Below are 26,541 nucleotides of genomic sequence, written 5' to 3' on the forward strand. Positions count from 1 at the left end.
CTCCAAAGGAGTGGCTGTCATGGCTGGCAACGTTACCCTCTCGTCCTCCATGCGGACGAACCTGCTGCAGCTGCAAAGCACGCAGGAACAGATCAACAAGAAACAGAACATCCTGTCGACGGGCAACAAGGTCAACACCGCCCTCGACGGCCCGACCGCCTTCTTCTCGGCCAAGGGTCTGAACCAGCGCGCCGGCGACCTGACGTCGCTGAAGGACGCGATGGGTCAGTCGATCAGCACCATTCAGGCCGCCGACAAGGGCCTGACCGCCATCGACTCCATGGTCGACCAGGCCAAGGGCCTGACCACCGCCGCCTATGCGGCGCTGGGCAACGACGCCGCCTCCATCGCCACCCGCAAGTCGCTGGCCTCGCAGTTCAACACGCTGCGCGGACAGATCGACAAGCTGGCCGCCGACAGCGGTTACGGCGGTAAGAACCTGATCGCCGGCAACGGCCTCAGCATGGACAGCACCAGCTCGTCCCGTGCAGCCGTCAACACCATCGTCGGCGTCGACAACGCCCGCGTCACCAACGTGCAGGCGCCGGACACCTATTCGATCCGCATCAAGGGCGACGGCTCGATCGAAGGCAAGACCGCCGACATCAACTCGGCCGAGAACGCGCACGGCCTGACCGGCCTGAAGCTGTCGGGCACCATCTCCAGCACCTCGGGCAGCTTCTCCAACGTCCAGATCGAGGTGCGCGGCGCCAACGGCCGCACCCGCGACTTCATCGTGTCGGACGGCAACGAAAGCCGCACGATTTCCTACTTCGACAACTCGCAGACGACCTCGACCAATCTGAAGACAGCCGCCACGTCGGGCGTGGCGCAGGTGTCGACGGTGAACGTCAGCGGCACCATCGAAGAAGGCGACATCTTCTCCATCACGGTGGAAGGCCAGACCTTCAGCTACACCGCCACCAGCGGCGACGTCTCCGTCGGCCAGAATGCCGCCGTCAACGTGGCGACCAAGCTGCAGGCCTCGATCAGCGGCGCGATCGCCAGCGGTGGCCGTCTGGCCGGCAAGGATGTCGCCACCGCCTCCATCGGCACCAGCGGCACCATCACCCTGACCGGCAACACCACGGCCGGCGTGGTGCGTGACTTCTCCCTGACCTCCAGCACGACCAACGCGCTGACCAAGAAGATCTCGGAGAGCTTCGCGTCGGGCACCATCGTGTCCTTCACGGTCGACCGCCGCCTGCTGGAAGCGGCGAACAACCAGGGCAACGGCATCTCGACCATCGAGAAGAAGGTCGACCTGCAAATCCAGGTGACCAACTCCAACGGCGCCCAGGTCACCCGCGACGGCACGAACGACCAGGGCGACGGCAAGCTGGCTTCCGGCGACCAGGCCTTCGCTTTCGACAGCGGCACGGTGCATCTGAACGTCGATGCCAAGACCATCAAGCAGGCCGCCTCGGCGAACTGCTCGGCCAACATCGTCACCAAGCAGATTTCCGACGCCAACTCGTCGAACGACATCACCGTCCAGCTCAACGAGACGAATACCAATTCGATCACGGTGGGCGCGGTGAACCTGACCACCAGCGGTCAGGGCCTGAAGCTCGACGAGGCGCAGAACGACTGGACGGACCGCAAGGACATCGACAAGGCGGTCGAGGGTCTCGACAACGCCAAGGCGACGATCCGTTCGGCCTCCCAGTCGCTGTCGACCAACCTGAACATCATCACGACCCGTGAGAACTTCACCAAGGAGTTCAGCGACGTGCTGACGGAAGGCGCCAGCAAGCTGACGCTGGCGGACCAGAACGAGGAAGGCGCCAGCCTGCTGATGCTGCAGACCCGGCAGCAGCTGGGCACCATCGCCCTCTCGCTCGCCAACCAGTCGCAGCAGTCGATCCTGCGCCTGTTCTAAGGCGTAGAGTTCGGACGGCAAGTTCGGGTAGGATCACGCCCGGCGGGCGGCGGCATCAGGCCGCCGCCCGTTTCTTTTTTGGGCCGGACCGGGCCGGCAAAGGCCGGACGGCGACGGCCCGCAAGCCCCGGGTTCCTCACTCATGCCACTCAAGTTCGTGCTTCGTCCCAACGAGAAGGTCATCATCAACGGTGCCGTCATCGGTGCCGGCGACCGTCCGGGCTCGTTCTTCCTCTACAACACCGCCAATTTCCTGCGTGGACGCGAGGTGCTGAAGGAAGAGCAGATCGACTGTATCGAGAAGAAGCTCTATTTCGTCATTCAGCTCGTCTACATCTTCCCGGAAGATTCGACGCTGAACCTTCAGCGCTTCGCCTCAATTCTCGACGAAACGCGCGAGGCGCGGCCCGACGCCGGCAAGACGCTGGACGAGATCGCGCGGCTGGTCGAAGGTCGCAATTACTACCGGGCGCTCAAGCTCTGCCGCAAGCTGTTCAGGGCGGCGGACGGCACTGCGGATGCCACGGCGGCCGATGGCGGCGCCGACCAGATTGGCGGCGAAGACGACGACACCCCGACGACCGACCGGATGCCGTGACCGCCGCCGAGCTGCTCGACGCCGCATTGCCGCTGCACCGCGCCGGCCGCTTCGCCGAGGCGCTCGCGCTGTATCGCCGGATCCTGGTCGACGATCCGGCGCATGCCGACGCGCTGCACCTGTCGGCGATGATCGCCTACCAGACCGGCCGGACTGCCGAAGCCCTTTCCGGGCTGGGCGCGGCCCTGGCGCTGCAGCCCCGCTTCCCCGCCGCCTACAACAGCCTTGGCAATGTTCTGGCCGATCTGAACATGCCGGAGGAGGCGCTTGCCGCCTATGCGGTCGCGATCAGGCAGAACGACCGCTATGTCGAGGCCTATGGCAACCGCGCCACCGTGCTTCAGCACCTCGGCCGGCGGGAAGAGGCGGCGGAGTCCTATGCCCGCGCGCTGACCTTCGATCCCGACAATCTGACCACCCGTTTCAACTACGGCATCCTCCAGCGGGAGATGGGCCGGATCGCACCGGCGGCCAACGCCTTCTACGCGGTGGTCCAGGCCGATCCGTCGCGATCCGTCGCCTGGCGCCACCTGGCGATCTGCCTGCGCGGGCTGGGCCACCCGGATGCGGAGGCCTGCCTGCGGCGCGCGCTGGAGGCTGCACCGACGGACGAGGAGCTGTCGCTGGAACTGGGCGTGTTGCTGAACGGTCGGGGCGATCATGGGGAAGCCTGCGACGTTCTCGCACCGGCGGTCTCGGCCCATCCCGGCAATGCGCAGTTGCACTTCACCTTCGGCACCGCCCTGCAGGGCATGGGGCGGCTGCGGGAGGCGGTCGCGCAGTTCCGCCTTGCGCTGGACCGCGAACCGACGATGCAGGGCGCCTGCAACAATCTGGGCGTTGCCCTCCTCGAACTCGGATTGACCGGCGAGGCCATCCCGGTGCTGCGCCGGGCGCTGGTCCTCAGCCCCGACGACGCCGTGGCGGTCAACAACCACGGAACGTCGCTTGAGGATCGATACGACCCCGCGTGCGATTTCGAACGGCCGGCGCGGTGGTACCGGCGTGCCCTGCGCCTTCGCCCGGCTTACGGGAAGGCGCTGGTCAATCTCGCCGGCACCCACATCGGCAAGAGGGAGACCGGCCGCGCCGAGCATCTCTGCCGCCGTGCCGCTGCGGCCGATCCTGGAAGTGTGGAGGCCTATTCCAACCTCGCCGGCCTGCTGCTCGAGCGCGACGACACCGCCGGTGCGGTGCGCTTATACCGGCGCGCCTTGGCGGTCGACGCCAGGAACCCGACCGCATTGACCGGCTACGGCCTGGCTCTGCAGATCCTCGGCCGCATCGGGGAGGCGGAGGCGGCCCATCGGCGCGCGCTGGAAATCGACGGCAACCATGCGGAGGCCGCGGGCAATCTCGGCATGATGATCTGGCAATACCGCCAGGATCACGCGGCGGCCGAGCCATTCATGAACCTTGCCCTGTCGGTCAATCCGGGGCTCGGCACGGCGCACCTCAACCGCGGCATGATGCGTCTCGCCCGCGGCGATCTCGCCGGCGGGTGGGAAGGATACCGCTGGCGCTTCCGGGCCAAGGGCTATGTGAACCGCCGGATCGCCGCCCCGCTGTGGCGCGGCGAGGAGCCCGGCGGCAGCCGTCTGCTGGTGTGGCGCGAGCAGGGGGTCGGTGACGAGATCCTGTTCGCCTCCTGCTATCCGGCGTTGATCGCGCGCGCCGGCCATGTGGCGATCGAATGCGACCGCCGGCTGGTGCCGTTGTTCGCACGATCCTTTCCGCGGGCGGCCGTCCGGGCGGAATCGGTCGATTCCGCCGGCCGCGAGACGATTTTTTCGCCTGACCGGCCGCGGGCGGTGGATTTTCATGTGCCGGCCGGCGACCTGCCGGAACTGCTGCGCGGCAGCCTGTCCGCCTTCGAGCCGCAAGGCCCCTGGCTGGTGCCGGACCCGGCGCTGGCGGAGCGCTGGCGGGAGCGGCTGGCGGCGCTGGGACCGGGCCTGCGGGTCGGCATCGGCTGGCGCAGCCAGCTGATGACGGCCGAGCGCAAGGCTGCCTACGTGCTGCTGGAGCATTGGGGGCCGCTGTTCGCCGTCCCCGGACTGGTGTTCGTCAACCTGCAATATGGCGACTGCGAAGCCGAGCTGCGGGCGGCGGAAGAACGCTTCGGCGTGACCATCCACCGCTGGGCCGACCTCGATCTGAAGGATGATTTCGACGGGACGGCGGCGCTGACCGCGAACCTGGATCTGGTGATCTCGCCGGCGATGTCGGCGGGGGAGCTGGCGGGGGCGCTGGGCGTCCCGGTCTGGCGGTTCGGCAGCCGCGACTGGACGCAGCTCGGCACCGGCGTCCGGCCGTGGTTCCCGTCGATGCGCCTGTTCCAGCCCAACCCCGGCGAGGGGCTGGAAGCCACGCTCGTCCGAATGGCGCAGGAGTTGGCGCGCGCGGCATCCTGCAGGACTCCGGCACAGCTTCCGGCTCCCAACGTGGACGACGGAATGCCGGAAGGCGAGGCCGACAGACTGACGGCGGATGCCGTCGCCCATTACCGCGCCGGCGACGCGGCGACGGCCGACGCCTTGGTGCGGCAGGTGCTCGACACGACCCCCGGCCATCCGGTTGCCCTGCATCTGGCCGGCGTGCTGGCGAAGCGACGCGGAGCGTTGGAGGAGGCACAGGCACTGCTGGTCCGCGCCGTCGCCGCCGACCCGGTCAATGCCTCGGCCCATGCCGCCCTGAGCGAGGTTTACCAAGGGTTGGCCCGCTTCGACGCGGCCGAACGGGCCTCACGCGCCTGTGTCGCCGTGCAGCCCGAGGGCGCCGGGCACTGGGTCAACCGCACCGCGCTGCTGCGCCGCATGGGGCGGGACGGGGATGCACGGTCCGCCGTTGTCCATGCCTTGCGCCTGCGCCCCGATCTTGCGCCCGCCCACGGCCATCGTGGCGAACTGGCGCTGCGTCCCGAGGAAGCGGTGACAGCCCATTGCATCGCGGTCTCCCTGATGCCGGGGTCCGCCGATATGCTCAGCAACCTCGGCTCCGCTCTCCACAAGCTTGACCGTTTCGCCGAGGCCGTACGCGCGGCGGATCGTGCGACCCGCAGCAACCCCGGCCTTGCCGTCGCCTGGACCAACCTGGGCAACAGCCTGGAAGCGCTCGGCAGGGTCGCGGAAGCGGAGACCTGCCACCGCACTGCGATCGGCCTCGAACCGTCCTTTGCCGAGGTGCACGGCAATCTGGCCTATCTGCTGAAGCGGCAAGGCCGGCATGAGGAGGCGTTGGCCGCCTTCGATGCGGCCCTGCAGGCCGATCCCAAGCATGCGCAGTCCCAATTCAACCGCGCGCTCCTGCTTCTGGAGACCGGCGCCCTCCGGCCGGGCTGGACCGGCTATGACTGGCGCTTCGGCACGCCGCCGTTCCGGAACCAGCGGCGCCGGCTGTCCATACGGGCGTGGCGCGGCGAGAACATCGCCGGGCGGCGTCTGCTGGTGTGGCGGGAGCAGGGCGTTGGCGACGAGTTCCTCTTCGCCTCCTGCTATCACGAGGCGGCGCGGCGCGCCGGCCGGCTGGTGATCGAATGCGACCGCCGGCTGGTGCGGCTGTTCGCACGTTCCTTCCCCGACGCCGATGTCCGCCCGGAAAGTACCGATCCGCGCGACGCCGATGTCCAGATCGCCGCCGGCAGCCTGCCGCGCCTGCTGCGCACCGAGCTGAAGCGCTTCCCCGAACGGCCATCCTGGCTGGTGCCGGACCCGGCGCTGGTGGAGCGCTGGCGGGAGCGGCTGGCGGCGCTGGGACCGGGCCTGCGGGTCGGCATCGGCTGGCGCAGCCAGCTGATGACGGCGGATCGCAAGGCCGCCTATGTGCTGCTGGAGCATTGGGGGCCGTTGTTCGCCGTCCCCGGACTGGTATTCGTCAACCTTCAGTATGGCGACTGCGAGGCGGAACTGCGGGCGGCGGAAGAGCGCTTCGGCGTGACCATCCACCGCTGGGCCGACCTCGATCTGAAGGACGATTTCGACGGGACGGCGGCGCTGACCGCGAACCTGGATCTGGTGATCTCGCCGGCGATGTCGGCGGGGGAGCTGGCGGGGGCGCTGGGCGTGCCGGTCTGGCGGTTCGGCAGCCGCGACTGGACGCAGCTCGGCACCGGCGTCCGGCCCTGGTTTCCGTCGATGCGCCTGTTCCAGCCCAACCCCGGCGAGGGGCTGGAACAGGCGCTGGTCCAGATGGCAAAGGCATTGCGGGCCACCGCATCGCCGCGTGGGAAGGGGAAGGCACCTGCCGGGGCGCCTGCCGGGGTCGGGGATGGAGAAGCCGCGGACCCCGACCCGGATCGGCTTCTGGAAGAGGCGGTCGCCGCCCACCGTGCCGGTTCCTTCGCTGCGGCAGCTCCCCTTTACGAGCGGGTGCTGGGCCACCGCCCGCGCGATCCGGTGGCTCTCCATCTGTCCGGCCTGCTCGCCCACCAGACCGGCGCGCCGGACCACGGCGAAGCGCGCATCGCCGCGGCGGTCGCCGCCGCCCCGGACTATGCGACGGCGCATATCAGCCTGGGGAATGTCCGTCTTGCTCTCGGACGGGCGGGACCGGCCGCCGCCAGTTTTCGAACGGCCCTGGCGTTTCAGCCCGGCAATGCCGCGGCGCTGACCAACCTCGGCAATGCGCTCGACGCGCTGGAGCGGAGCGGGGCGGCCGAGCCGCTCCACCGGCGGGCAGTCGTCGCCGCCCCCGACCTTGCGGAGGCCCATGACAATCTGGGCGCGGCCCTCGCCCGACTCGGCCGCTGGGGCGAGGCGGAGCGGGCGCACGCCCAGGCACTCCGGCAGGCGCCGACGCTGGAGGCGGGATGGGTGAACCTGTCGATGGCGCTGCGGCGCCTCGGCCGGCTGGATGCCGCGGAGCGGGCGGGCCGCCGTGCCCTGGCGCTCGCCCCCGCCCTGGCCGACGGAATGGCGAACCGCGGCCGGCTGCTGCGCGAGATCGGAGACGACGGCGCAGCGGCCCGTTGGTGCCGCCGCGGGCTGGCGGCTGAACCCGGCCATGCGGCGGCGGCCTTCAATGCCGGGGTTCTCGATCTCGCCGCCGGCCGGTTGGCCTCGGGCTGGGAAGGCTATGACCGGCGGTTCGACACGCGCGATCTGTTGTCCGCGGCCCGCCGCCCGGCCGTCCCGCTCTGGACGGGCGGCGACCTGTCGGGCAAAGGCCTTCTGGTCTGGCGCGAGCAGGGGATCGGCGACGAGCTGATGTTCGCCCAGCGCCTGCCCGAACTGATTGCGCGGGCCGGCCGGGGCGGGGGCCGCATCGTGGTGGAATGCGACCCGCGCTTCGTGCCGCTGTTCGCCCGCTCCTTCCCGCGGGCGACGGTGCGGGCGGCGCCGGCTTCTCCGGCCGAACCGTCACCGGATGTCGACTGCCACGTCCCGATCGGATCGCTGTCGCGCCATATGGGTGCTTCCCTGACCGGCTTCGCCGGGCTGGAGCCGGCCTTGCGTGCCGATCCGGCGGCGGCCGAAGTTTGGCGCCGGCGGCTTGAGGGATTGGGGGAGGGCTTGCGGGTCGGTATCGCCTGGCGCAGCGGCCAGCTCGATCCGGACCGCATGCCCGATTATACGGGGATCGCGGATTGGCGGCCGGTGCTGACCCTGCCGGGCCTGATCCCGGTCAACCTGCAATATGGCGACTGCGGGGCCGAACTGGCGGCGGCCCGGGAGGCGTTCGGCCGCGCGCCGCACGCCTTCCCCGACCTCGACCTGCGCGACGACCTCGACGGCACGGCGGCGCTGATGTCGGCGCTGGATCTGGTGATCGCGCCCGCCACCTCCACCGGCGAGCTGGCTGCGGCGCTGGGCGTGCCGGTCTGGCGGCTGGCACGGACGGGTGACTGGACGACGCTCGGCACCGCGGTGCGGCCCTGGTTCCCGTCGATGCGTCTGTTCCGAACCGGCCCCGGCCAGCGGGTGGCCGATCTGCTGCCGGCGGTGGCGGCGGAACTTGCACGTCTCCGTCGGGCCATCGGATGAAACAGCCGACTGTCAGAGAGCCGCGCATCAAAAAAGCCGGGTGAGGCAATCCGCCTCAACCCGGCCTTTTGAAACCCTGTTCAAGGGTGATGTCTGAAGGTCGATGCTGTGATTGGGGGGATTAATTCATCGTGCCGGTGCGCGTCAGGCGGTCGATCTCTTCCTTGACGTGCAGCTTTTCGAGCTTGAGGCGCTTCACTGCGCTCTCATCCGGCCAGGAGCGCTTCTCCTCGTCGAGGATCGCCCGGTCCAGGCGCATGTGCTTGTCTTGCAGAGACGAAAGGCGAGCTTCAGTGTGCATGAGTCGCTCTCCATAGGATCAGTCCGCGTCCCGCCTCAATGTGACGGGCCGGTGACATCAGTGTTCACCCATCCGAAGCGCCGAACAACCCTAATCTTGCGTTTTATGCGGTCAAACCATGCGAAAAAATGCCCCAACCGTTCAGACGTATGACAGTGGGTCGCAGGGGTGGGGTCTTGAAATCATTTCGCGCAACACCATCCGGAGGTAAACCGACCCTTTGAACCAAAGGGTTATGTCATCAGTGGCGGTCCTCCCGCCGCGGTGCCGGGGGCGGTGATGACGGAGAGCGACCGGCGCGCCTCGGCATGGCCTGGCTGAAGCACCAGTGCATGGCGATACCAGCCGGCCGCCTCGCCGCCACGTCCCATCCGCTGCAGGAGCCCGGCCAGCCGCAGGGCCACCGACGGGACCGTCGGGTCGAGACGGGCGGAGCGATGCAGGGCCTCCACCGCCTCGTCCGCAAGGCCGATGCCGTCCAGCACGACGCCCCACTGGTGAAGCACCGCAGGTCCGGAGCCGACCCGCGCCGCCCGGCCATAGGCGGTGGCCGCCGCGGCGGCATCTCCGCCCTCGCGCTCGGCATGGCCCAGCCCTTCCAGCGCCGTCAGCATGGCGGGGACGAGTGCGAGGGCGTGACGGAAGCGGCGGGCCGCCGCCCCGGGACGGCGAAGCGCGCGCAGGATCTTGCCGTGATTGACCGCCGCCTCGGTCTCCGCCGGGTCCAGCGCCAGCGACCGGCGGAGCAGTCCGTCGGCCTCCTCCAGCCGGCCGAGCTGGGCGACCAGCAATCCGGCACGGTGCAGGGTGTCCGGCTCGGCCGGCTCGATGGCGAGGATTCGGTGGTACAGCCGCTCGGCCTCTTCGAATCCGCCGGTCTGGTGACGGTCGAACGCTTCGGCAAGCAGGGCGCGAAGGCCGGTCATCCGGCCGGCGCCAATGCCGCCAGCGCGCGCACCGCCTGCCGGGCGGCAGCGGCCAGTCCTTCGCCTTCCGGCGGCTGGATCAGCCGCATCGACGGGAACCAGGGCCGCACGCCGGTTCCCATCTGCGTCCAATCGCGGGTGCCGAGCCGCCAGACCGGGACGCCGAGGGCGCCGGCCAGTTCGCCGACCGCCGTGGCCGGGGAGATCACCAGATCCAGGTTGGCGATCAGCGCCGCCACCCCCTCGAAATCGTCCTTCAGATCCAGGTCGTCCCAGCGGTGCAGGCGGCGCGTCGCCGTTTCCACCCGTGCCAGTTCGGTGCGGCAGTCGCCATATTGCAGCATGACCACGCTGACGCCGGCCAGATCGAGCAGTGCCGTCCAATCGGCCAAGCCGGTATAGGCGGCGGCCCGCTGGGCGGTGACGATCTGGCTGCGCCATGCCAACCCCACCTTCAGGCCGGGCAGGGCGGCCAGCCGGTCGCGCCACAGGGCGAGACGGCCGGGATCGGGGCGCAGATAGGACGGCCGGCCGGGGAAGCGCTCCACCCGGTCGCGGACCAGAGCGGGCAGGGTGCCGGCCGGCATCTGCAGGTCGCAATCCGGCGGAATGATCGTTTCCCGCCCGGCGGCGTCCGCCGTCTCCGCCCGCACCGTCACCCAGGGGAAGGAGCGGGCGAACAGGCTCACCAGCCGGCGGTCGCATTCGACCGTAACAGGACCGTCCAGCCCCTGCAGGGCGTCGAAGCAGGAGGCGAACAGGATCTCGTCGCCCACTCCCTGTTCCGACCAGGTGAGCAGCCGCCGGCCCTGCAACGGCTCCCCCGTCCACACCGGCCGGTCGATGCGGCGCGCCCGCTGCAGCTGACGGGCGGAGAAGCGGCGGCCATAGCCGGCCCAGCCCTCTGCGATGCGCCCGTCGGCAAGATCCAGCAGGCCGAGATTCCAGGCCGCCAGCGCGAAGTCCGGATCGATCCGCAGGGCGCGGCGCAGATGGGTCTTCGCCTCCTCCGGCCGGCCGGCCAGCGTGGCCATGGTGGCGAGGTTGTTGCCGGCTTCGGCGGATCCGGGCTGCAGGGCCAGCGCCCGGCGGTAATGGCCGTTCGCCTCAGCCGTACGGCCCATCAATTCGCAGGCATGGCCGAGATTGGCATGGGCCGGCAGATGCTCCGGCTGGAGGGCGATGCAGCGGCGATGCAGCTTCACGGCCTCCTCCACCCGCCCGCAGGACTGGTGAACGAGGCCCAGATGGGTCAGCGCCTCGGCAAAGGCGGGGTGCAGGGCCAGCGCGCGGGTGAAGGCGCGGGCGGAGTCGGCATGGCGCTTGTCGGCCTCCTGCACCAGTCCCAGATGGTTCCAGGCCTGGGGGAAGGCCGGGTCGACCCGCAACGCCCCGCCGATCAGGTCGAGCGCCTCGTCGTTCCGCCCGATCTGGTGCATCAGCAAACCCAGCAGATGCAGCGCATCGGCATGGCCGGGCGCCGTGCGTCCGGGATCGGCCGCGATGGCGGCGCGATAGGCGGCCTCCGCCTCCGCCAGCCGCCCGGCGCGGTGAAGGTCGGCGGCCCGGTTCAGCAGGGTGTCGAAATCGGCTTGCGGCTCAGGTTCCGGCGATGGTGCGACCACCGGTACGGACTCCGGCGCCGGTTCCGGCGAGATGGCCAGCAAGCTGTCCGCCATCGCCCGGATCGTCGCTTCCAGCCCCTCGCCCGGCTTGGGCTGGAACAGGCGCATGGTCGGGAACCAGGGCCGGACGCCGGTGCCGAGCTGCGTCCAGTCGCGGCTGCCGAACCGCCAGACCGGGACGCCCAGCGCCCCCGCCAGCTCCCCCGCCGACATCGCCGGCGAGATCACCAGATCGAGGTTGGCGGTCAGCGCTGCCGCGCCGTCGAAGTCGTCCTTCAGGTCCAGGTCGGCCCAGCGGTGGATGGTCACGCCGAAGCGCTCTTCCGCCGCCCGCAGTTCCGCCTCGCAGTCGCCATACTGAAGGTTGACGAACACCAGTCCGGGGACGGCGAACAACGGCCCCCAATGCTCCAGCAGCACATAGGCAGCCTTGCGATCCGCCGTCATCAGCTGGCTGCGCCAGCCGATGCCGACCCGCAAGCCCGGTCCCAGCGCCGCCAGCCGCTCCCGCCAGCGCTCCACCAGCGCCGGGTCCGGCACCAGCCAGGGGCTTTGCGGCTCGAAGGCGGACAGGCTGCCGCGCAGCAGTTCCGGCAGGTCGCCCGCGGGAATCTGCAGGTCGCAGTCCGGCGGCACGATGCTCTCGCGCGGGACGTCGCCGAAAGCGTCACCGGTGCAGCTTTCGGCCCGCACCGTGGCCATGGGGAAGGAGCGTCGGAACAGCGGGACCAGCCGCGGATCGCATTCGATGGTGACCGGCCCGCCCGCCCAGGCGACGACGTCCGGATAGCAGGACGCGAACAGGACTTCGTCGCCCACCCCCTGCTCGCGCCACACCAGCAGCCGCTTGCCGCGCAACAGCTGCCCACCCCAGCGCGGAGTGGCGAAGCGCCGGTCCGGCATCGCCTCTCCGGCGGCGAACCGCCGCTCGTACCCCGTCCAGCCGCGCGTCAGGTCGCCGTGAAGCAGCGCCAGGAGCGACAGGTTGTAGGTCGCGGTGGCGAGGTCGGGCTGCTGGGCCAGCGCCTCTTCAAAGCAGACCGCCGCCTCGTCATACCGCCCCTGCGCCTGCAGAGCGTTGCCGAGGTTGTATCGCGCCTCCACGAACTCCGGATGAAGCTCCAGCGCCTGCCGGTGGCAGATTTCCGCCTGATCGGGACGGCCCAGCCGTTTCAGCACGCTGCCGAGGTTGTTCAGCGCCGCGCTGTGGCGCGGGTTGCGCTTCAGCGCCTGACGATAGGCGATCTCCGCGCTCTCCAGCGCGCCCTTCTGCTGCAGGACGGCGCCCAGATTGTAATGGGCGGTGGCGTCGTCCGGACGGTGCCGGGTCACCAGCCGGTGCTGGACGATGGCCTCGTCCAGCCGTCCGCTCATCGCCAGCGCATCGCCCAGGTTGTTGTGCGCCTCCACCATGCCCGGCGCCAGCCGCACGGCGTGGTCCAGCGCCGTCACCGCATCGCCATGGCGATGGCGCGCAGCGTGGCCGTTGCCGAGATTGTACCAGGCCTTGGCATAGTCCGGCTTCAGCGTCAGCGCTGCGGCGAAGGCCCCTTCCGCCTCGTCGTGGCGGCCGAGGACGGCCAGGGCGTTGCCCAGATTGTGCCGTCGCTGCGCCCCTTGCGGGTCCAGGGTGGCGGCGTTTCGGTGGGCCTGCACCGCGTCGGCCGGCCGGCCGGCGGACGACAGCGCGCTGCCCAGATTGTCCCAATAGTCGGCGACGCCCTTCGTCTGCGCCAGCGCCTTGCCGATCAGGGTCACCGCCTCGTCGGCGCGGCCGGACTGCAGGGCCGCCACCCCCAGCAGATGCAGGGCGTCGGCATTGCGCGGGTCCGCCGCCAGCACCGCGCGATATCCACGCTCCGCCTCGGCGATGCGCCCGGCCTGATGGTGTGCCACGGCCTGTGCCAGCATGTTGGTCTGCTTCGCCACGTTCCGGCCCCGTCCCTGACTGTCCGCACCCTCAAAGGGAGTGCCATCATCGGTGGATCACGGTAAAGATGCCATTGATAAAGATGACAGTCATGTCGGCGGCAGATCGTCCGGTGCAGGCGCCGGCGGCGGGAAAGAGGAGAGCACGCGATGGCGGGGTCACGCTTGTCCTTGCGCAGTGGACTGCGGGGAGCCGCCGTGGCGCCGGCGGTCAGGCTCAGCCGGCAGGCGGACGCGCTGGCGGCGGCCGGCGACGCGGCGGGGGCGGAGCCGCTCTATGCGCGGGCGCTGGAGGCAGATCCGACCCTGGCGGGCACCCACAACAACCACGGCAACGCCCTGCGTGCTCTCGGTCGTCTGGAGGAGGCCGCCGCCGCCTACCACGCCGCAGTCGCCCATGGCCTGCATGAGGGGATGGCGCACTACAATCTCGGTTCCGTCCTGCGGCAGGCGGAGCGGCATGGCGAGGCCGACGATGCCTTCCGCCAGTCCCTGGCGCTGCGGCCCGACCATGCGGAGGCGTGGAACAACCGCGGCAACCTGCTGCGCGACCTCGGCCGCTTCGGCGAGGCGGCGATGGGCTACCGGCGGGCGCTGGCCCTGCGGCCGGACTGGGCCGACGCCCACGACAATCTCGGCGCCGTGCTCTACCTGCTGCACGAGCAGGGCGGGGCGGAGGAGGCGGCGATGCTGGCCCGGCTGTGGCGGCGCGACCACCCCGCCAACCCGCTGGCCCGCCACATCGGCGCCGCCATCGCCGGGGAGGAGGCCGATGCGCGCGCCCCCGACGACTATGTGCGCCAGACCTTCGACCTGTTCGCCGAGGAGTTCGACCGCAAGCTGGCGGAGCTGGATTACCGCGCCCCGTCGCTGCTCGCCGGCCTGCTGGCGGAGGAGGAACGGCGCAGCGGCCTGGACGTGCTCGACGCCGGCTGCGGCACCGGGCTGTGCGCCGCCTCGCTCCGCCCCTATGCCCGCCGGCTGGTCGGCGTCGACCTGTCCGACGGCATGCTGGACCGCGCCCGCACACGCGGCCTGTATGACGAACTTCAGGCGGCCGAGCTGGTCGGTTTCCTCGCCGGGCGGCCGGGCGCCTTCGACCTCGTCGTCGCCGCCGACGTCTTCTGTTACTTCGGCGTCCTGGACGAGGCATTCGCCGCCGCCCGCGCGGCGCTGCGTCCGGGCGGCCGGCTGGCCTTCACGGTGGAAGAACTGGATCCCGCCGACGGACGGCCCCACCGCGTCGCCACCCACGGCCGCTATGCCCATGCCGAGGCCTACGTTCGTGCGGCGGTGGCGGGTGCCGGGCTCGCGCTCCGGCGGTGCGACCATGACCGGCTGCGCTACGAAAGCGGCGAGCCGGTGATGGGGCTGGTGGTGCTGGCGGAGCGGTCCGCCGCCTAGCGGGGCCGGCGCGGCCGGCGGGCGGACGGTGGTTTCGACGCCTGTATCGCTTGGGGCGGGGTCGGCGGCGGCTGGGCCAGCGCATCGGCCTCTTCGCCACGCCCCAGCGCCCGCAACGCCAGGGCCAGCGTATCGCGCGGCGCCGGGTGCGCCGGGTCGATGCGCACGGCGTGGCGCAGCGGGGCCAATGCCGCCGCGGCCCGGTTGGTGGCGGCAAGCGCGATGCCGAGGTTGAGCGCGGCCGACAGGAAATCCGGCACCAGCGCCAGCGCATTGCGGAAGGCAATCACCGAATCCGCGCGCAGCCCGGCGGCGAACAGGGCGTTGCCCAGCAGGAAGGCAATGTCGGCATCCCGCGGGTCGAGAGCGGCGGCCCGGATCAGGTCGGCCAGGGCGGGTGTCACCTGTCCCGATTCCAGCCGCAACCGCCCGCGCGCGTGCAGCAGGTCGGTCAGCTTTTCCCGCGCCGGCTCCAGCGCCGGTTCGATCCGCAAGGCACGCTCCAACAGCTCGGCGGCGGCATCGACGGCTGCCGCATCGCCGCGGCCATGGCGGGAGAAGGCACGGTCGGTCCAGGCCTCCGCAAAATCGGGGCGCAGGGCCAATGCGCGGCGATAGCCCGCTTCCGCCTCGCCCAGGCGATCCAGGCCACGCAGCAGGTTGGCTCGGTTGGCGTGGATGTCCGCCGCCTCCGGCCGCAGCGAGAGCGCCTTGTCGATCAGCGTCAGGCCGAACTCGCCACGGCCGATCTGGCCGGCCAGGACGCCGAGGTAATGCAGAGCGTCCGGCTGTTCCGGCTCGGCATCAAGGATGCGGGTGTACAGTTCCTGCGCCTCGCCGAAGCGACCGGCAAGATGAAGGTCGAGCGCCAGCGTCAAGGCTTCGAGGATCGTGACCATGGCTCAACGCTTTAGGACGGCCGGTGCCGTCGCCGCAAGCCCGCCCGCGCGGAAACCCGGATTTTCGACATGAATACGCCCGTAACGCGAAACTGCGTTTCGCCGAAAGGGTTAGTTTCGCCAACCCAAATAAGAGTAAAGAAAGCCTTTACGCGTTGCCGGGGTTACGGTAATTTAATGTTCAATTCTCACCGATTCGGATAGCCGGTCATGAACGTGGCGGCAGCCACATCGACGGTCTCGCGGCCGTTCGCCTTCATGACGCCCCGCGGCAGCGATGCCGTAGAAACAGGGGCCGGCACCCGGACTCCGACCACTGCCGCCCCTGCCGATCCCCAGCCGGACACCGGCGGCACCGATCCGCTGGTCAACCGTTTCCCGACCATCGCCTTCAGCTACGACACCGATGCCTCGCGGCTGGTGATGCTGTACCGCGACCCGGCCAACGGGAAAACGGTGTCGCAGATTCCGACGGAATCGGCGCTGAAGCAGTACAAGGAAGCCCAGCAGAAGGAAAAGAACGCCGAGCGCGCGTCGCTGCTGAAGCTGACCGTCGGTGGTGGGGATGGGCAAGGGAGCGGACAGGCGGGCGGCCAGTCTGCGGCTTACGGTCGCGGCACTTCCGGCGCTTCACCGGTCTCCGGCACCGGATTCTCTGCCGGAACGGCGACTTCGGCCTCCACCGCTTCCACGTCCACTGCCGCCCCGGTTGCACTTGCCACTTCCGCCACGTCCTCGCCCGTGGCACAATCGTCCTCAACCACCATCGCATCCGCCGGCGGGGCCGCCGCGCGGGTGAATGTGGTCATCTGAGGACGCTCTCCTCGCGGGGCGCTTTTTTCCGGGGGCAAGGATCGCCATGGACGTCACCTCATCGACCGCAGGCGCAGCGATTGCCCTGAAGCAGGCGCAGAACCAGGTGAATTTCGGTGTGAAGGCGCTGAGCCAGAACGCCGATCAGCAGCAGGCGACCGTCGCCGCGCTGGTCCAGCCGGCCGGTGGTTCCGGCGGCGGCAACGTCACGCCGACGCGCGGCCAGAATTTGAACATCACCGTCTGAACCCGACCGCAAGCACCGCCGGCCGCTCAGACTTTCGAGTCGAGCAGAGACGTCAGCATTTCATCCTGTGTGCGGACGACCGCGATGTTGGCGCCATAGGCGCGGCTGGCTGCCATCTGGTTGACCCGCTCCGTCGCCAGATCGACGTTTGGCGACGCCACCATTCCGTCACCGTTCGCCGCGCTGTCGTCCGGCGCGTATTCCTGCAGATAGGCCGGGGTGATCGGCGTGAAGGTCGCGCGCGTTCCGGGATTGGCATCGGTCTGTGCGACCGCCAGCGGCTGGTAGGGCGCGCGCTTGCCCTCCGCCGACCCATCGGTCGTGGGAACAGCCCCGGTGGAGCGGACATTGGCGACGTTGGAGGCCGAGGCGTCCAGCCGCCGCGTCTGGGCGGTCAGGCCGCTGAGCGCGATTCCGATGCTGGCGGCCATGGCTGTCCATCCTTCGTCCGCTGTGAATGGGCGAAGTCTACCACATCGGATTTCCAAGGCCAGCCGGGCGATCATCGGCAGAGGCAATCGTCCGGCCTTTACAATCGCCTGGTGCAATCGTCCGACACAATCACCGCTGTATCTTTTGGGGTGCTTGCGCCATTATCGCACAAACGGCCGCCGCTCCCTTCCCGTATTGCCGGGTCTCCCGGTGCTTCCGGTCCCGATGGAGCCGGCCCGGAATTCAGGTTCCACCATCCATGGGACCAGACAGTCGCGAGACGGGAGCCGCCGCCTGAATGCCGAACTTACCCTATGTCCTGACCGTCGCCGGCCTGACCGACGTCGGGCGCACCCGCTCCCGCAACGAGGATAGTTTCCAGGCCAGCAGCGACGGCGAATTCGCGGTGGTCTGCGACGGAATGGGCGGTCATGCCGGCGGTGACATCGCCAGCGGCAAGGCGGTCGAGGTGATCTGCGGGCTTCTGCGCGATCATGGGGATGTCGAGCCGATCACGCTGGTGGGTGGGATCTCCGCGGCGGACCACGACGATGCCGACCGCACCCTGACCGACCCGGCGGCGGGCGAACCGGCGGTGCGCCGGGCCCTGGCGCTGGCACGCGCGGCGGTGCAGCAGGCCAACCGGTCGATCTTCGACTTGAACACGTCCCGCGGCTTCGCGCAGGGCCGCGGCATGGGCACCACCGTGGCCGGAGTCTGGCGGGTTCCGGGCACGGCGCAAATGGTCGTCTTCCACGCAGGCGACAGCCGGGTCTACCGCCTGCGCGACGGCGAATTGCGCACCCTGACCCGCGACCACAGCCTCTACCAGATCTGGCTCGACAATGGCGGGCGGGGGACTGCGCCGCAGCGGAACATCATCGTCCGGGCGCTCGGCACCGCGGAGGATGTGGAACCGGAGGTCGGCGTGCATTCGCTGATGCCGGAGGATGTCGTCATGCTCTGTTCCGACGGTCTGAACGGCATGCTGCCGGATGGGCTCATCGCCCGCATCCTGCGGGAGCAGCCGGATCCGGCCCGCGCCGCCGCCACCCTGGTCGAAGCGGCCAACGCCGCCGGCGGGCAGGACAACGTCACCGTCGTGGTCGGACGCTTCGCCGCGACGGCCTGATGCCGTTTGTCAGGGGCCGGTGGCGATGAATCGCGCATCCGCCAGCGGGGCCGGGGCGTCGTCCGGCAAGGTCGCCAGCGCGTCCGTCAGGGCGGCCAGATAGTCGGCCGCCGGTTCCTGCTCCGGCCGCGGAGTCGGAAACAGGGGCGCCGCCGTGGCGATGGTCAGCAGCATCTCGGTGCCGAAGGGCGGGCCGATGGTCCAGTACCGGCCGCTCTGCGGCTTATCCTCTCCGGCCTTATCGCCGAGCCTGCGCGACGCACCGGCGGCCAGCGCCGTTCCGCTGTCCGACGGGTTGGGCAGCAGATGGACGACGCTGCCGTCGATGGTGAAGTAATCGACCTGCAACTGCACCGGTCGGGCCGGCGCCCGGATCTCCAGAACCAGCGGATCGCCGGCACTGAGATCCGGCCCGTCCAGCACGCTCGCCGCCAACGGCTCCTCCAGCCCGCGATTGGCATCCAGCGCCGCGGCGACGCTGCTCAGGGGCGCACAGAACCGCGCATCCGCGCCGGCGAGGTCGAAGCCGTGGTCCCAGCCGGCGGCAAGCCCCTCGACCGTCTCGCGCACCTCCGTCGCCGCCCGCTCGCCCGCCACCGTCCCGGCAACCAGCAGCCGGCCGCCGGTCTTCTCCACCGTGACCAGCGCACAGGGGATGGCGTGCAGCGCCTTTTCCATCGCCGCGACCGGCGGCTGCCTGCTTGCTGCCGGCGGTGCAGGCGGCGCGGGTGGGGCAATCGCCGCCGATTCTACGGTCGGTCCCTCCGTTCCGGTGCGGGGTTTGGAGGGAGCGTTCACGACGATCACGGCGGCGGCAGCCAAGCCGCCCGCCAGAACCACTCCGCCGGCCCACCACGGCCAGCGGGTGGAGCGTACAGGCGCGGCGGCCCGCGGGCGGGAAGTTCCGGTCAGCCCGCTCACCGCAAGATGCAGCGAAGCAACATCCGGGAAAGTGCCGCCGTCCCGCAGATCCGCCAGCAGGGCCGCGACTGCCGGCCGCTCATCATGCCCCGCCAGCACCCGCTCCGTCAGCCGGGCGGCAGCCTCCAAATCGCCCCTGCGGTCAGCGTCCGCCGCGGTCAGCGCTGCCCGGCCGAAGCCGCTGACCACGGTCGCCGATCCGCTGTGGCGGACGACTCCGGCAGTCAGCGCGCCATGCATCACCCCCGCCCGGTGCGCGGCGGCCAGCGCATCCAGCACACGGTCGAGCGTCGCGACCGCCTCGTCCCACGGCAGCGGATCACCCTCCAGCCGTGCGGCGAGCGTCGGGCCTTCCGCCGGGGTGGTGGCGACGAAGGCGGTACCGGCATGTTCGCCGGACGCGAGGACCGTGGGGATCGCCGGGTGGGACAGCCGGGCCGCGGCGGTCGCCATCTGCCGGAACCGCTCCAGCCCGGCGGCATCGGCACACAGGCGGGTCAGCAGGACCGTCCACAGCTCCACCGCCTGACCATTGGCGTCCAGCGCGCGATGCAGCCGGGCGTCGCCATCCCGCCCGATCAGGTCGAGCAGCCGGTAACGGCCAAGCCGCTGCTCCCGCTCCTTCGTCGCCGATTCCGTCACCGTCCCGCCGCGTCGCATCCCCACTCCTCGAACTGAGCCGCTGGTATAGCCGCAGCGCAGCGCGACGGCCAAGCCCCGGAACCGTCATCCGCAAGTTTCTGTCCCGATGGCCGCCCCTTACGAAAGGCGGGGTCCTGTGATTACGATTGGCCGGTAACCTTTCGTTAGCCACGACAGGCGACTCTGGCGTCGCGAACCGCTTATGCGATCCCCGGCGCGGAGCCCTCTGCCTTGCCCCACACCTCTTCCCAGTCCCAACCGTCGGCCCCCAACGCGTCCTGGCTGAACGGGGCGGCGCTCTACCAGATCTATCCGCTGAGCTTCCGCGACCGCGGCGGCGACGGCTGGGGCGACCTCGACGGCGTGATCGAGGGGCTGGACCATGTCGCCTCGCTGGGTGTCGACGGGGTGTGGATCAGCCCCTTCTACCCGTCGCCGCGCACCGACTTCGGCTATGACGTCGCCGACCACCGGGCGGTGGACCCGCGCATGGGCAACCTCGCCGTCTTCGACCGGCTGGTCGAGCGCGCCCATGGGCTGGGGCTGAAGGTCCTGGTCGATCTGGTCTGCGGCCACACCTCCAACGCCCATCCCTGGTTCGTCGACAGCCGGCGGTCGCGGGACGGCGACAAGTCCGATTGGTATGTCTGGGCCGATGCCAAGCCCGATGGCACCGCACCCAACAACTGGCTGTCGGTGTTCGGCGGCGCCGCCTGGACCTGGGAGCCGCGGCGGCGGCAATATTACCTGCATCATTTCCTGTCCAGCCAGCCGGCGCTGAACCTGCACCATCCGGCGGTGATGGACGCGCTGTGCGAGACGGCGGAATTCTGGATGGAGCGCGGGGTCGACGGCTTCCGCATCGACGCCGTCGATTTCTTCGCCCATGATCCGCAGCTGCGCTCCAACCCCGCCACCGTCTGGCGCGAGGCCGAACCGCCGCTGAAGCCCTTCGCCCTGCAACAGCATGTCTACGACATGATGCACCCGGCGATCGGCGGCATCCTGTCCCGCCTGCGCGAGACGGTGGAGCGCTATCCCGGCCGCGTCCTGCTGGGCGAGCTGTCGAGCCAGCCCGGCGCCGGCCAGCGCATCGCCGCCTATTGCACGCCGCAGGGTCTGCACGCCGCCTACACCCTGTCGTTGGCCAAACAGCCCTTCAGCGCCAAGGGCTTCGCCCAAGCGTTGAGCGCGGCGGGCCGGCCGGAGTCGATCTGCTGGAGCCTGTCCAACCACGATGTGGAGCGCGCCGCCAGCCGCTGGCTGCCCGCCGGTGCCGATCCGCAGTCGTTCAACGCCCTGCTGGCGACGCTGGCGGCGGCGCTGCCCGGCACCGTCTGCCTCTATCAGGGGGAGGAACTGGCCCTGCCCAACGCGGCGCTGGAACAGCATCAGCTGCGCGACCCCTTCGGTATCACCTACTGGCCCGATTTCCAGGGCCGTGACGGCAGCCGCACGCCCATGCCCTGGCGCGCCGCCGAAACCCATGCCGGTTTCACCAATGCCGAGCCCTGGCTGCCGGTACCCGACGCCCATCTGGATCTCGCTGTCGACCGGCAGGAGCGGACGGCCGGCAGCCCGCTGGCGGTGTGGCGTGCGGCACTCTCCCTGCGTCGTGATCTGGAGGCGCTGCGCGCCGGCTCCGTCAGCGCGGTGGAGGAGCATGGCGACCTGCTGTCCTTCGAACGGGTGTCGGGGGAGGACCGCCTGCTGGCCGTCTTCAACATGGCCGACCGGCCGGCGGAGTTCGCCCTGCGCGGTCGCGGCGATCTGGAGGAACTGCCTGTCCCGCGCGCTCCGGGTGCCCTGCCGCCGGAGCTGACCGCCGATGGCCGGACGCTGGTGATGCCGCCGCTGTCGGTCTTCCTGGGACGGCTGCGCACCGCCTCCTGAACCCCCTCGAAAGGCAGGCATGCACATTTATGCGATGCGGGGCCCGGCAGCGGATGCTTTGTTACACTCTCGCCTAAGTCGCTGTAATTCCCTGATTCATCGCGGGTCACGGAAATCGTCAGCAACAGCAATAATCTTGCGGAGTAGCGGGAGTGGAAAGAAGAGCGTTTCTCACCAAGGCCGGCGTCGGTGCCGTTTCGACCGTTGCCGCCTCGACCCTCGCGGCCCCGGCCATCGCGCAGACCCAGCCGGCGATCCAGTGGCGCCTGGCTTCGAGCTTCCCGAAGAGCACCGACATCCTCGTCGGCACGTCCGAGATGATCGCCAAGCGCGTGTCCGAGGCGACCGACGGCAAGTTCCAGATCCGCGTCCATGCCGCCGGTGAGATCGTCCCCGGCCTGCAGGTGCTGGACGCCGTGCAGAACGGCACCGTCCAGTGCGGCCACACCTGCGGCTACTATTATGTCGGCAAGGACCCGACCTTCGCCTTCGACACCGCCATTCCCTTCGGGCCCAACGCCCGCCAGCAGAATGCCTGGTACCAGTATGGCGGCGGCCAGGAGGTGATGCGCACCTTCTTCGCCAAGCACGGCATCGTCCAGTTCCCGGCCGGCAACACCGGCGCCCAGATGGGCGGCTGGTACCGCAAGGAGATCAAGTCGCTGGCCGACTTCAACGGCCTGAAGATCCGCATCGCCGGCATCACCGGCCAGATCATGGCCAAGCTGGGCGCCGCCCCGACCCAGATCGCCGGCAGCGACATCTACCCGGCGCTGGAAAAGGGCACCATCGACGCCGTCGAGTTCGTCGGCCCCTATGACGACGAGAAGCTGGGCTTCGTCCAGGTCGCCAAATACTACTACTATCCGGGCTGGTGGGAAGGCGGGCCGCAGGTCTCGCTCTACATCAACCAGAAGGAATGGGACGCGCTGCCCAAATCCTATCAGGCGATCCTGACGGCGGCCTGCGCCGAGGCGAACAGCGCGATGACCGCCCGCTACGACGCGGAGAACGCCAAGGCGCTGAAGCGTCTGGTCGCCAAGGGTGCCCTGCTGCGCCCCTATCCGCGCGACCTGATGGAAGCCGCCCACAAGATCGCCTACGAGCTGTACGACGACATCGCGAAGACCAATCCGGACTTCAAGGCCGTCTACGACAGCTGGAAGCCCTTCCTGGAGGAGGTGCAGCTGTGGTTCCGCGTCGCGGAACTGCCCTACGACAACTTCATGCAGACGGCCGGCCGCGGTAAGTAACCGCGTTCGGGTCCTGGTGATGGAAAGCGGGGGTGGCCGGTCCGGCCGCCCCCTTTTTCTTTTCAGACCAGCCCCTGTCAGGCCAGATAGTTCAGCAGCGACAGCTTCTGCGTCTGGCCGGCGACGGTGTAGGTCGCCTGCTGGACGTTCATCGCGCTGCTCAGCCGGGCCGCGACCTCGGTCTGGTCGATGCCTTCGATCTTGGCGATGCGGTCGGTCAGGGTGGCGATCGAGTCCGTGTGGGCGTTCTTGGTGGTTTCCAGCGTGGCGGCGTCGGACGCGACCTTGGCGTGGATCGACCGGATCTGGTCGGTCGCCTGGGTCAGCATCTCGCGCGCCTGGGTGCTGTACTCCGTCCATTTGCCGGGATTGGCCGCCGCCGTCCGTACCAGTTGCATCGCCTTCACCAGCGTCTGGAACGCCTTGTCGTCGGCGCTGACGCCATAGGTCAGGTTCAGGTTGTCGTCGATGGTCACCTGCGACTTGCGGTACGCCTCGGCGTTCTTGCCCTTGGTCAGATATTCGGAATCGTAGAAGGGCAGGTCGGGCGGATCGGCATAGGGGACGTCGATCAGACTGTCCTGCTCCGGCGGCAGGGTGCCGACCGAGATGGTGTTCTGCAGCGACCCGTTCGTCACCTTGGCGCTGGTCGAGAACAGCGAGCTGCGGTTGGGGTGGTTGGGGTCGGCGTTGGCCGTGCTGGTCAGCGCGATGCCGGGGCCGTTGCCGACCGCGTCGATGGTGACCGGCGGGGCCGGGTTCAGGTTGGCGAAGTTCTGGCGCAGCTTGTCGGCCACCTGGCTGACGTCGGTGACGCCGGCGGCATAGTCGGTGTCGCTGACCGTGTAGCGCACCGTGTAGGTCTGGTAGGGCGGCAGGTCGCGCGGCTCGTTGGGGTTCTTCGTGTAGTAGTTCTGGTTGTACGGATCGTCGGGATCGCCGACTGCGACCGTGAATTCGAAGGTGTCGCCGATGTCCACCGCGGCACCGTTCAGGGTGAAGCTGTCGACCTGCGGCAGGGCGGTCGTCGGCGCCTGGGTGGTGGTCGGCGCGGTGACGGTGTTCTCCACCGTGGCGGAGTTGATGACGCGGGCCGACAGGTCGAACTTCTGCCCCGGATCCTGGCCGACCAGCGTGATGATGCCGTTGGAGGTCGACACCGTCATCGGCAGCGGCGGGCTGGCGGCGTTGATCTGGGTGGTCAGCGTCTGGGCGACGAAGGTCAGCGTCTTCGGGTCGGTCGCCTGGATCTGGTAGCCGAAGGTCTGACCGGAGACCGTCACCTCGAAATAATCGTCGGCGTTCACCACGGCGCCGTTCAGCGTGATCTTGCTGGTCTGCTTCGTCGCCATCAGGTCGGTGACCGGCTCCGTCCCGAACCGCGAGCCGGAGAACAGGTAGCGGTCGCCGAAACGCTGGTTCATCAGCGCCTGGATGTCGCGCATGGCGCCCTCGGCGCGGTCCTTGACCTGATCGGCCTGCGGGAAGGTGACGGAGAAGCTGCTGCTCGCCGACGCCTTCAGCGTGTCGAAGCTGAGGTTCAGGATCGCGCCCTCGCCGGGGCCGCCGGAGATGTTGAAGTTGTATCCCTTGCCGTCGTTGGGCGGGGTGGTGCCCAGGTTGATGGCGCGGGTGGTCTTGCCGCCCAGCCCGTCGGTCACGGTCACGTCGAAGGTGCCGTTCGGGCCCTGCTGCGACGGAACCGCGGTGACGGTGTAGTTGGCGCCGACCGTCAGCTTCGACTTGGTGGCGTCCACCGACATCTTCATCCCGTCGGGATTGGTGTTGATCGGCGTGGCGACGCTGGCCGGACCCGGCTCGAACGGCATCGTGGTGCTGGAGGTCCAGCTCGACACGATCGATTCCAGCGAGGTCAGCACCTTGTCGGTCGCCTGCACGCGCGGCGCCGCCATGTTGATGCTCTGGACGTAATTGTCCTTCTTCGCCATCTCCGACCGCAGGTCCAGAAGCTTCTGCACCTCCGGGCCGTAGGCGTTGAGATCGACCGACTTCTTGCCCGTGGTCAGCTGTTCGGACAGCCGGTTGATGTCGTTCTGGCCGCCGGACAGGTTCCGGACAAGGCTCAGATATTTCGAGTAGCTGCTGACTCCCGTTATCGAGCTCATCGGACCACCGCCTCCAGCGCGTCAAACATTGCATTGGCCACTTGCATGACCCGTGCCGACGCCTGGTAGGAGGTCTGGAGCTGCTGAAGCTGGGCGATTTCCTCGTCGATGTTCACGCCCGTCTGCGACTGGTAGCGCTCGCTGAGGAGCTGCATGGAGGCCTTGTTGGAATCAGCGGCGGTGTTGGCCGTCTTGGCCGCGGCCATCCAGGTCCCGGTGATGGCGCTGCCCATGGCGCTGTAGGTGGTGTCCTTCATCTGCAGCCCGTCGGCGCTGAAGCTGCGGCCGGCGGCATTGACCGCCTGGACCATGCCGTCGATGGCGGACTGCTTGATTTTGCTGGTGTTGTCCAGGAGCTTGGGGTTGATCGCGATGGTGAAGCGGTCGCTGCCGGTGAAGAACTGGTTGGCCTGTTCGCCGTCGGCGGCCGGGCTGGCATCGTTGTAGGCGTCGGCGAAGCTGGTCGGTTCGCCCGCCTTGGTCGGGCCGGTGAAGGCCTTGGCGAACTCGTCCAGCTGCGAGCGCAGCTTGCGGATGACCTCGGTCGTCGGGTCGCCGCTGGCCGGCGTCGGCGGCTCGGTGGTCGAGCCGTCCTTGCGCATCTGGATCAGCGAGCCCAGCTTGCCGGTGGTCAGGTGGCTGTTGATCGAGGTGATCTGATTGCCGACCTGTAGGTTGATGTTGCCGCCGTCATAGGAAAGATTTGCCGGCTGGGCATCGACCAGCGCCAGCCCCGACGGGGTGAAGATCGCCAGCCGGCCGTCCGGCCGCTCGACGGTGCGGATGCCCATGTAGGTGCTCAGCTCGCGCACCAGACCGTCGCGCTTGTCGGCGACGGCGTTGGCGGCGGAGCCCTGGCCCTGCAGCGACACCATGTCGTTGTTGATCGAGTTGATCTGTTTCAGCAGGTCGTTGACCGTGTCGACCGACTTGGTGATGTCGGTCGACATGTCGCGGTCGAGCTGCTCCACGCCTTCCGACACGCGGCGGATCTCGCGCGAGAAGCTCTCGGCCGCCTGGACCAGCTGGTACTGCGCCGTCTCGTCCTCCGGCGAGGTCGACAGCGTCTTGATCGCCGCCTGGAACTTGTCGGCATAGTCGTTCAGCAGCGGCGTCCCGTTGGTGGTCCGCATCAGGTCGCCCAGCTGCTGCATGTAGGTCGAGGTCACCTGCGATCCGCCGTCGCGCGAGGTCAGATCCATCACCTGGGCCATCAGCGCCTTGTCGACTTCCCGGCGATAGGTCGTGCTGATGACCTGACCGCTGGCGTCCACCGACTGTTGGGCGGTGTGGCGGGTGCGGTTCGGGTCGTTGGCCTGCGCGATGTTGTCCGAAACCAGCTTGACGTTGGTCTGGACCGTGCGCAGCCCGGCCGTGGCACTGTTCAAGGCTGCGAAGAGGGACATGGCAGGAGACCTTTCACGGATCGGGATGGTCGGGGCGGTGCCGGGATGGCCGCCGCCCCCCATTCAGACGATCAGGAACTGGCGATCAGGGAACTGGCGATCGGTAGACGGGCGATCAGGCAATCAGAAGG

General features: G+C 69.3%; 17 protein-coding genes. 9 read left to right on the forward strand and 8 right to left on the reverse strand.

Annotated features, from left to right (window positions below; genetic code table 11):
• The first annotated feature begins 19 nt into the window (after positions 1-19).
• The 3 genes from PWS46_RS19190 to PWS46_RS19200 all read left to right on the forward strand — a co-directional run bounded on the left by PWS46_RS19190 (position 20) and on the right by PWS46_RS19200 (position 8,461).
• Positions 20-1,882, forward strand: a complete 1,863-nt coding sequence (locus PWS46_RS19190) for a flagellin (RefSeq protein WP_434623012.1) — start codon at positions 20-22, stop codon at positions 1,880-1,882.
• A 142-nt stretch (positions 1,883-2,024) separates the two neighbouring features.
• On the forward strand, positions 2,025-2,480 hold the full coding sequence (locus tag PWS46_RS19195; protein WP_434623013.1) for a flagellar biosynthesis repressor FlbT: 456 nt from the start codon (positions 2,025-2,027) through the stop codon (positions 2,478-2,480).
• Entirely contained in the window at positions 2,477-8,461 is a 5,985-nt protein-coding gene (locus tag PWS46_RS19200) for a tetratricopeptide repeat protein (protein ID WP_434623014.1), read from the forward strand. Before PWS46_RS19195 ends, PWS46_RS19200 begins: the two co-directional genes overlap by 4 nt.
• 121 nt (positions 8,462-8,582) lie before the next feature.
• Here the strand turns inward: PWS46_RS19200 and PWS46_RS19205 are convergent, their stop codons facing one another.
• The 3 genes from PWS46_RS19205 to PWS46_RS19215 all read right to left on the reverse strand — a co-directional run bounded on the left by PWS46_RS19205 (position 8,583) and on the right by PWS46_RS19215 (position 13,242).
• Positions 8,583-8,762 (reverse strand): YdcH family protein, encoded by a 180-nt coding sequence (locus tag PWS46_RS19205; RefSeq protein ID WP_434623015.1) that lies wholly within the window; start codon positions 8,760-8,762, stop codon positions 8,583-8,585.
• Positions 8,763-8,995: 233 nt separating this feature from the next.
• The gene (locus PWS46_RS19210; RefSeq protein ID WP_434623016.1) at positions 8,996-9,688 is read right to left on the reverse strand and encodes a tetratricopeptide repeat protein; all 693 of its coding nucleotides are present in this window, start codon (positions 9,686-9,688) and stop codon (positions 8,996-8,998) included.
• Positions 9,685-13,242 (reverse strand): tetratricopeptide repeat protein, encoded by a 3,558-nt coding sequence (locus PWS46_RS19215; RefSeq protein WP_434623017.1) that lies wholly within the window; start codon positions 13,240-13,242, stop codon positions 9,685-9,687. Before PWS46_RS19215 ends, PWS46_RS19210 begins: the two co-directional genes overlap by 4 nt.
• 150 nt (positions 13,243-13,392) lie before the next feature.
• Between PWS46_RS19215 and PWS46_RS19220 the strand changes: the two genes are divergently transcribed.
• The gene (locus tag PWS46_RS19220) at positions 13,393-14,646 is read left to right on the forward strand and encodes a tetratricopeptide repeat protein (protein WP_434623018.1); all 1,254 of its coding nucleotides are present in this window, start codon (positions 13,393-13,395) and stop codon (positions 14,644-14,646) included.
• Here the strand turns inward: PWS46_RS19220 and PWS46_RS19225 are convergent.
• Positions 14,643-15,545 carry a tetratricopeptide repeat protein gene (locus PWS46_RS19225; RefSeq protein ID WP_434623019.1) on the reverse strand — a complete coding sequence of 301 codons (903 nt, stop codon included), beginning with the start codon at positions 15,543-15,545 and terminating at the stop codon, positions 14,643-14,645. The genes PWS46_RS19220 and PWS46_RS19225 overlap by 4 nt on opposite strands.
• 210 nt (positions 15,546-15,755) lie before the next feature.
• Between PWS46_RS19225 and PWS46_RS19230 the strand changes: the two genes are divergently transcribed.
• Positions 15,756-16,358: a hypothetical protein gene (locus PWS46_RS19230; RefSeq protein WP_434623020.1), complete on the forward strand. Its 603-nt coding sequence runs from the start codon at positions 15,756-15,758 to the stop codon at positions 16,356-16,358.
• A 46-nt stretch (positions 16,359-16,404) separates the two neighbouring features.
• Positions 16,405-16,605, forward strand: a complete 201-nt coding sequence (locus PWS46_RS19235) for a putative motility protein (protein ID WP_085083569.1) — start codon at positions 16,405-16,407, stop codon at positions 16,603-16,605.
• Between the two features lie 26 nt (positions 16,606-16,631).
• Here PWS46_RS19235 and PWS46_RS19240 read toward each other — a convergent pair whose 3' ends face one another.
• Positions 16,632-17,036, reverse strand: a complete 405-nt coding sequence (locus PWS46_RS19240) for a flagellar basal body rod protein FlgC (RefSeq protein WP_434623021.1) — start codon at positions 17,034-17,036, stop codon at positions 16,632-16,634.
• A 299-nt stretch (positions 17,037-17,335) separates the two neighbouring features.
• On the opposite strand from PWS46_RS19240, the gene PWS46_RS19245 reads away from it, so the two are divergent.
• Positions 17,336-18,169, forward strand: a complete 834-nt coding sequence (locus tag PWS46_RS19245; protein WP_434623022.1) for a PP2C family protein-serine/threonine phosphatase — start codon at positions 17,336-17,338, stop codon at positions 18,167-18,169.
• A gap of 9 nt (positions 18,170-18,178) precedes the next feature.
• Here the strand turns inward: PWS46_RS19245 and PWS46_RS19250 are convergent, their stop codons facing one another.
• Positions 18,179-19,750: a serine/threonine protein kinase gene (locus PWS46_RS19250; protein ID WP_434623023.1), complete on the reverse strand. Its 1,572-nt coding sequence runs from the start codon at positions 19,748-19,750 to the stop codon at positions 18,179-18,181.
• Between the two features lie 213 nt (positions 19,751-19,963).
• Here PWS46_RS19250 and PWS46_RS19255 point away from each other — a divergent pair, with 213 nt between their 5' ends.
• Together PWS46_RS19255 and PWS46_RS19260 are read left to right on the forward strand one after the other, a co-directional pair.
• Positions 19,964-21,625, forward strand: a complete 1,662-nt coding sequence (locus tag PWS46_RS19255) for an alpha-amylase family glycosyl hydrolase (RefSeq protein WP_434622062.1) — start codon at positions 19,964-19,966, stop codon at positions 21,623-21,625.
• 152 nt (positions 21,626-21,777) lie between these two features.
• A complete protein-coding gene (locus PWS46_RS19260; protein ID WP_434622064.1) occupies positions 21,778-22,878 on the forward strand; it encodes a TRAP transporter substrate-binding protein in 1,101 nt (366 codons plus the stop codon).
• A 77-nt stretch (positions 22,879-22,955) separates the two neighbouring features.
• Here the strand turns inward: PWS46_RS19260 and PWS46_RS19265 are convergent, their stop codons facing one another.
• Together PWS46_RS19265 and flgK are read right to left on the reverse strand one after the other, a co-directional pair.
• Positions 22,956-25,004: a hypothetical protein gene (locus PWS46_RS19265; protein ID WP_434622066.1), complete on the reverse strand. Its 2,049-nt coding sequence runs from the start codon at positions 25,002-25,004 to the stop codon at positions 22,956-22,958.
• Entirely contained in the window at positions 25,001-26,410 is a 1,410-nt protein-coding gene (gene flgK / locus PWS46_RS19270; protein WP_434622068.1) for a flagellar hook-associated protein FlgK, read from the reverse strand. The genes PWS46_RS19265 and flgK overlap by 4 nt, the downstream gene beginning before the upstream one ends.
• Positions 26,411-26,541 lie beyond the last annotated feature (131 nt).

The organism is Azospirillum sp. B2RO_4 (genome assembly GCF_051124815.1).
GTDB lineage: Bacteria > Pseudomonadota > Alphaproteobacteria > Azospirillales > Azospirillaceae > Azospirillum.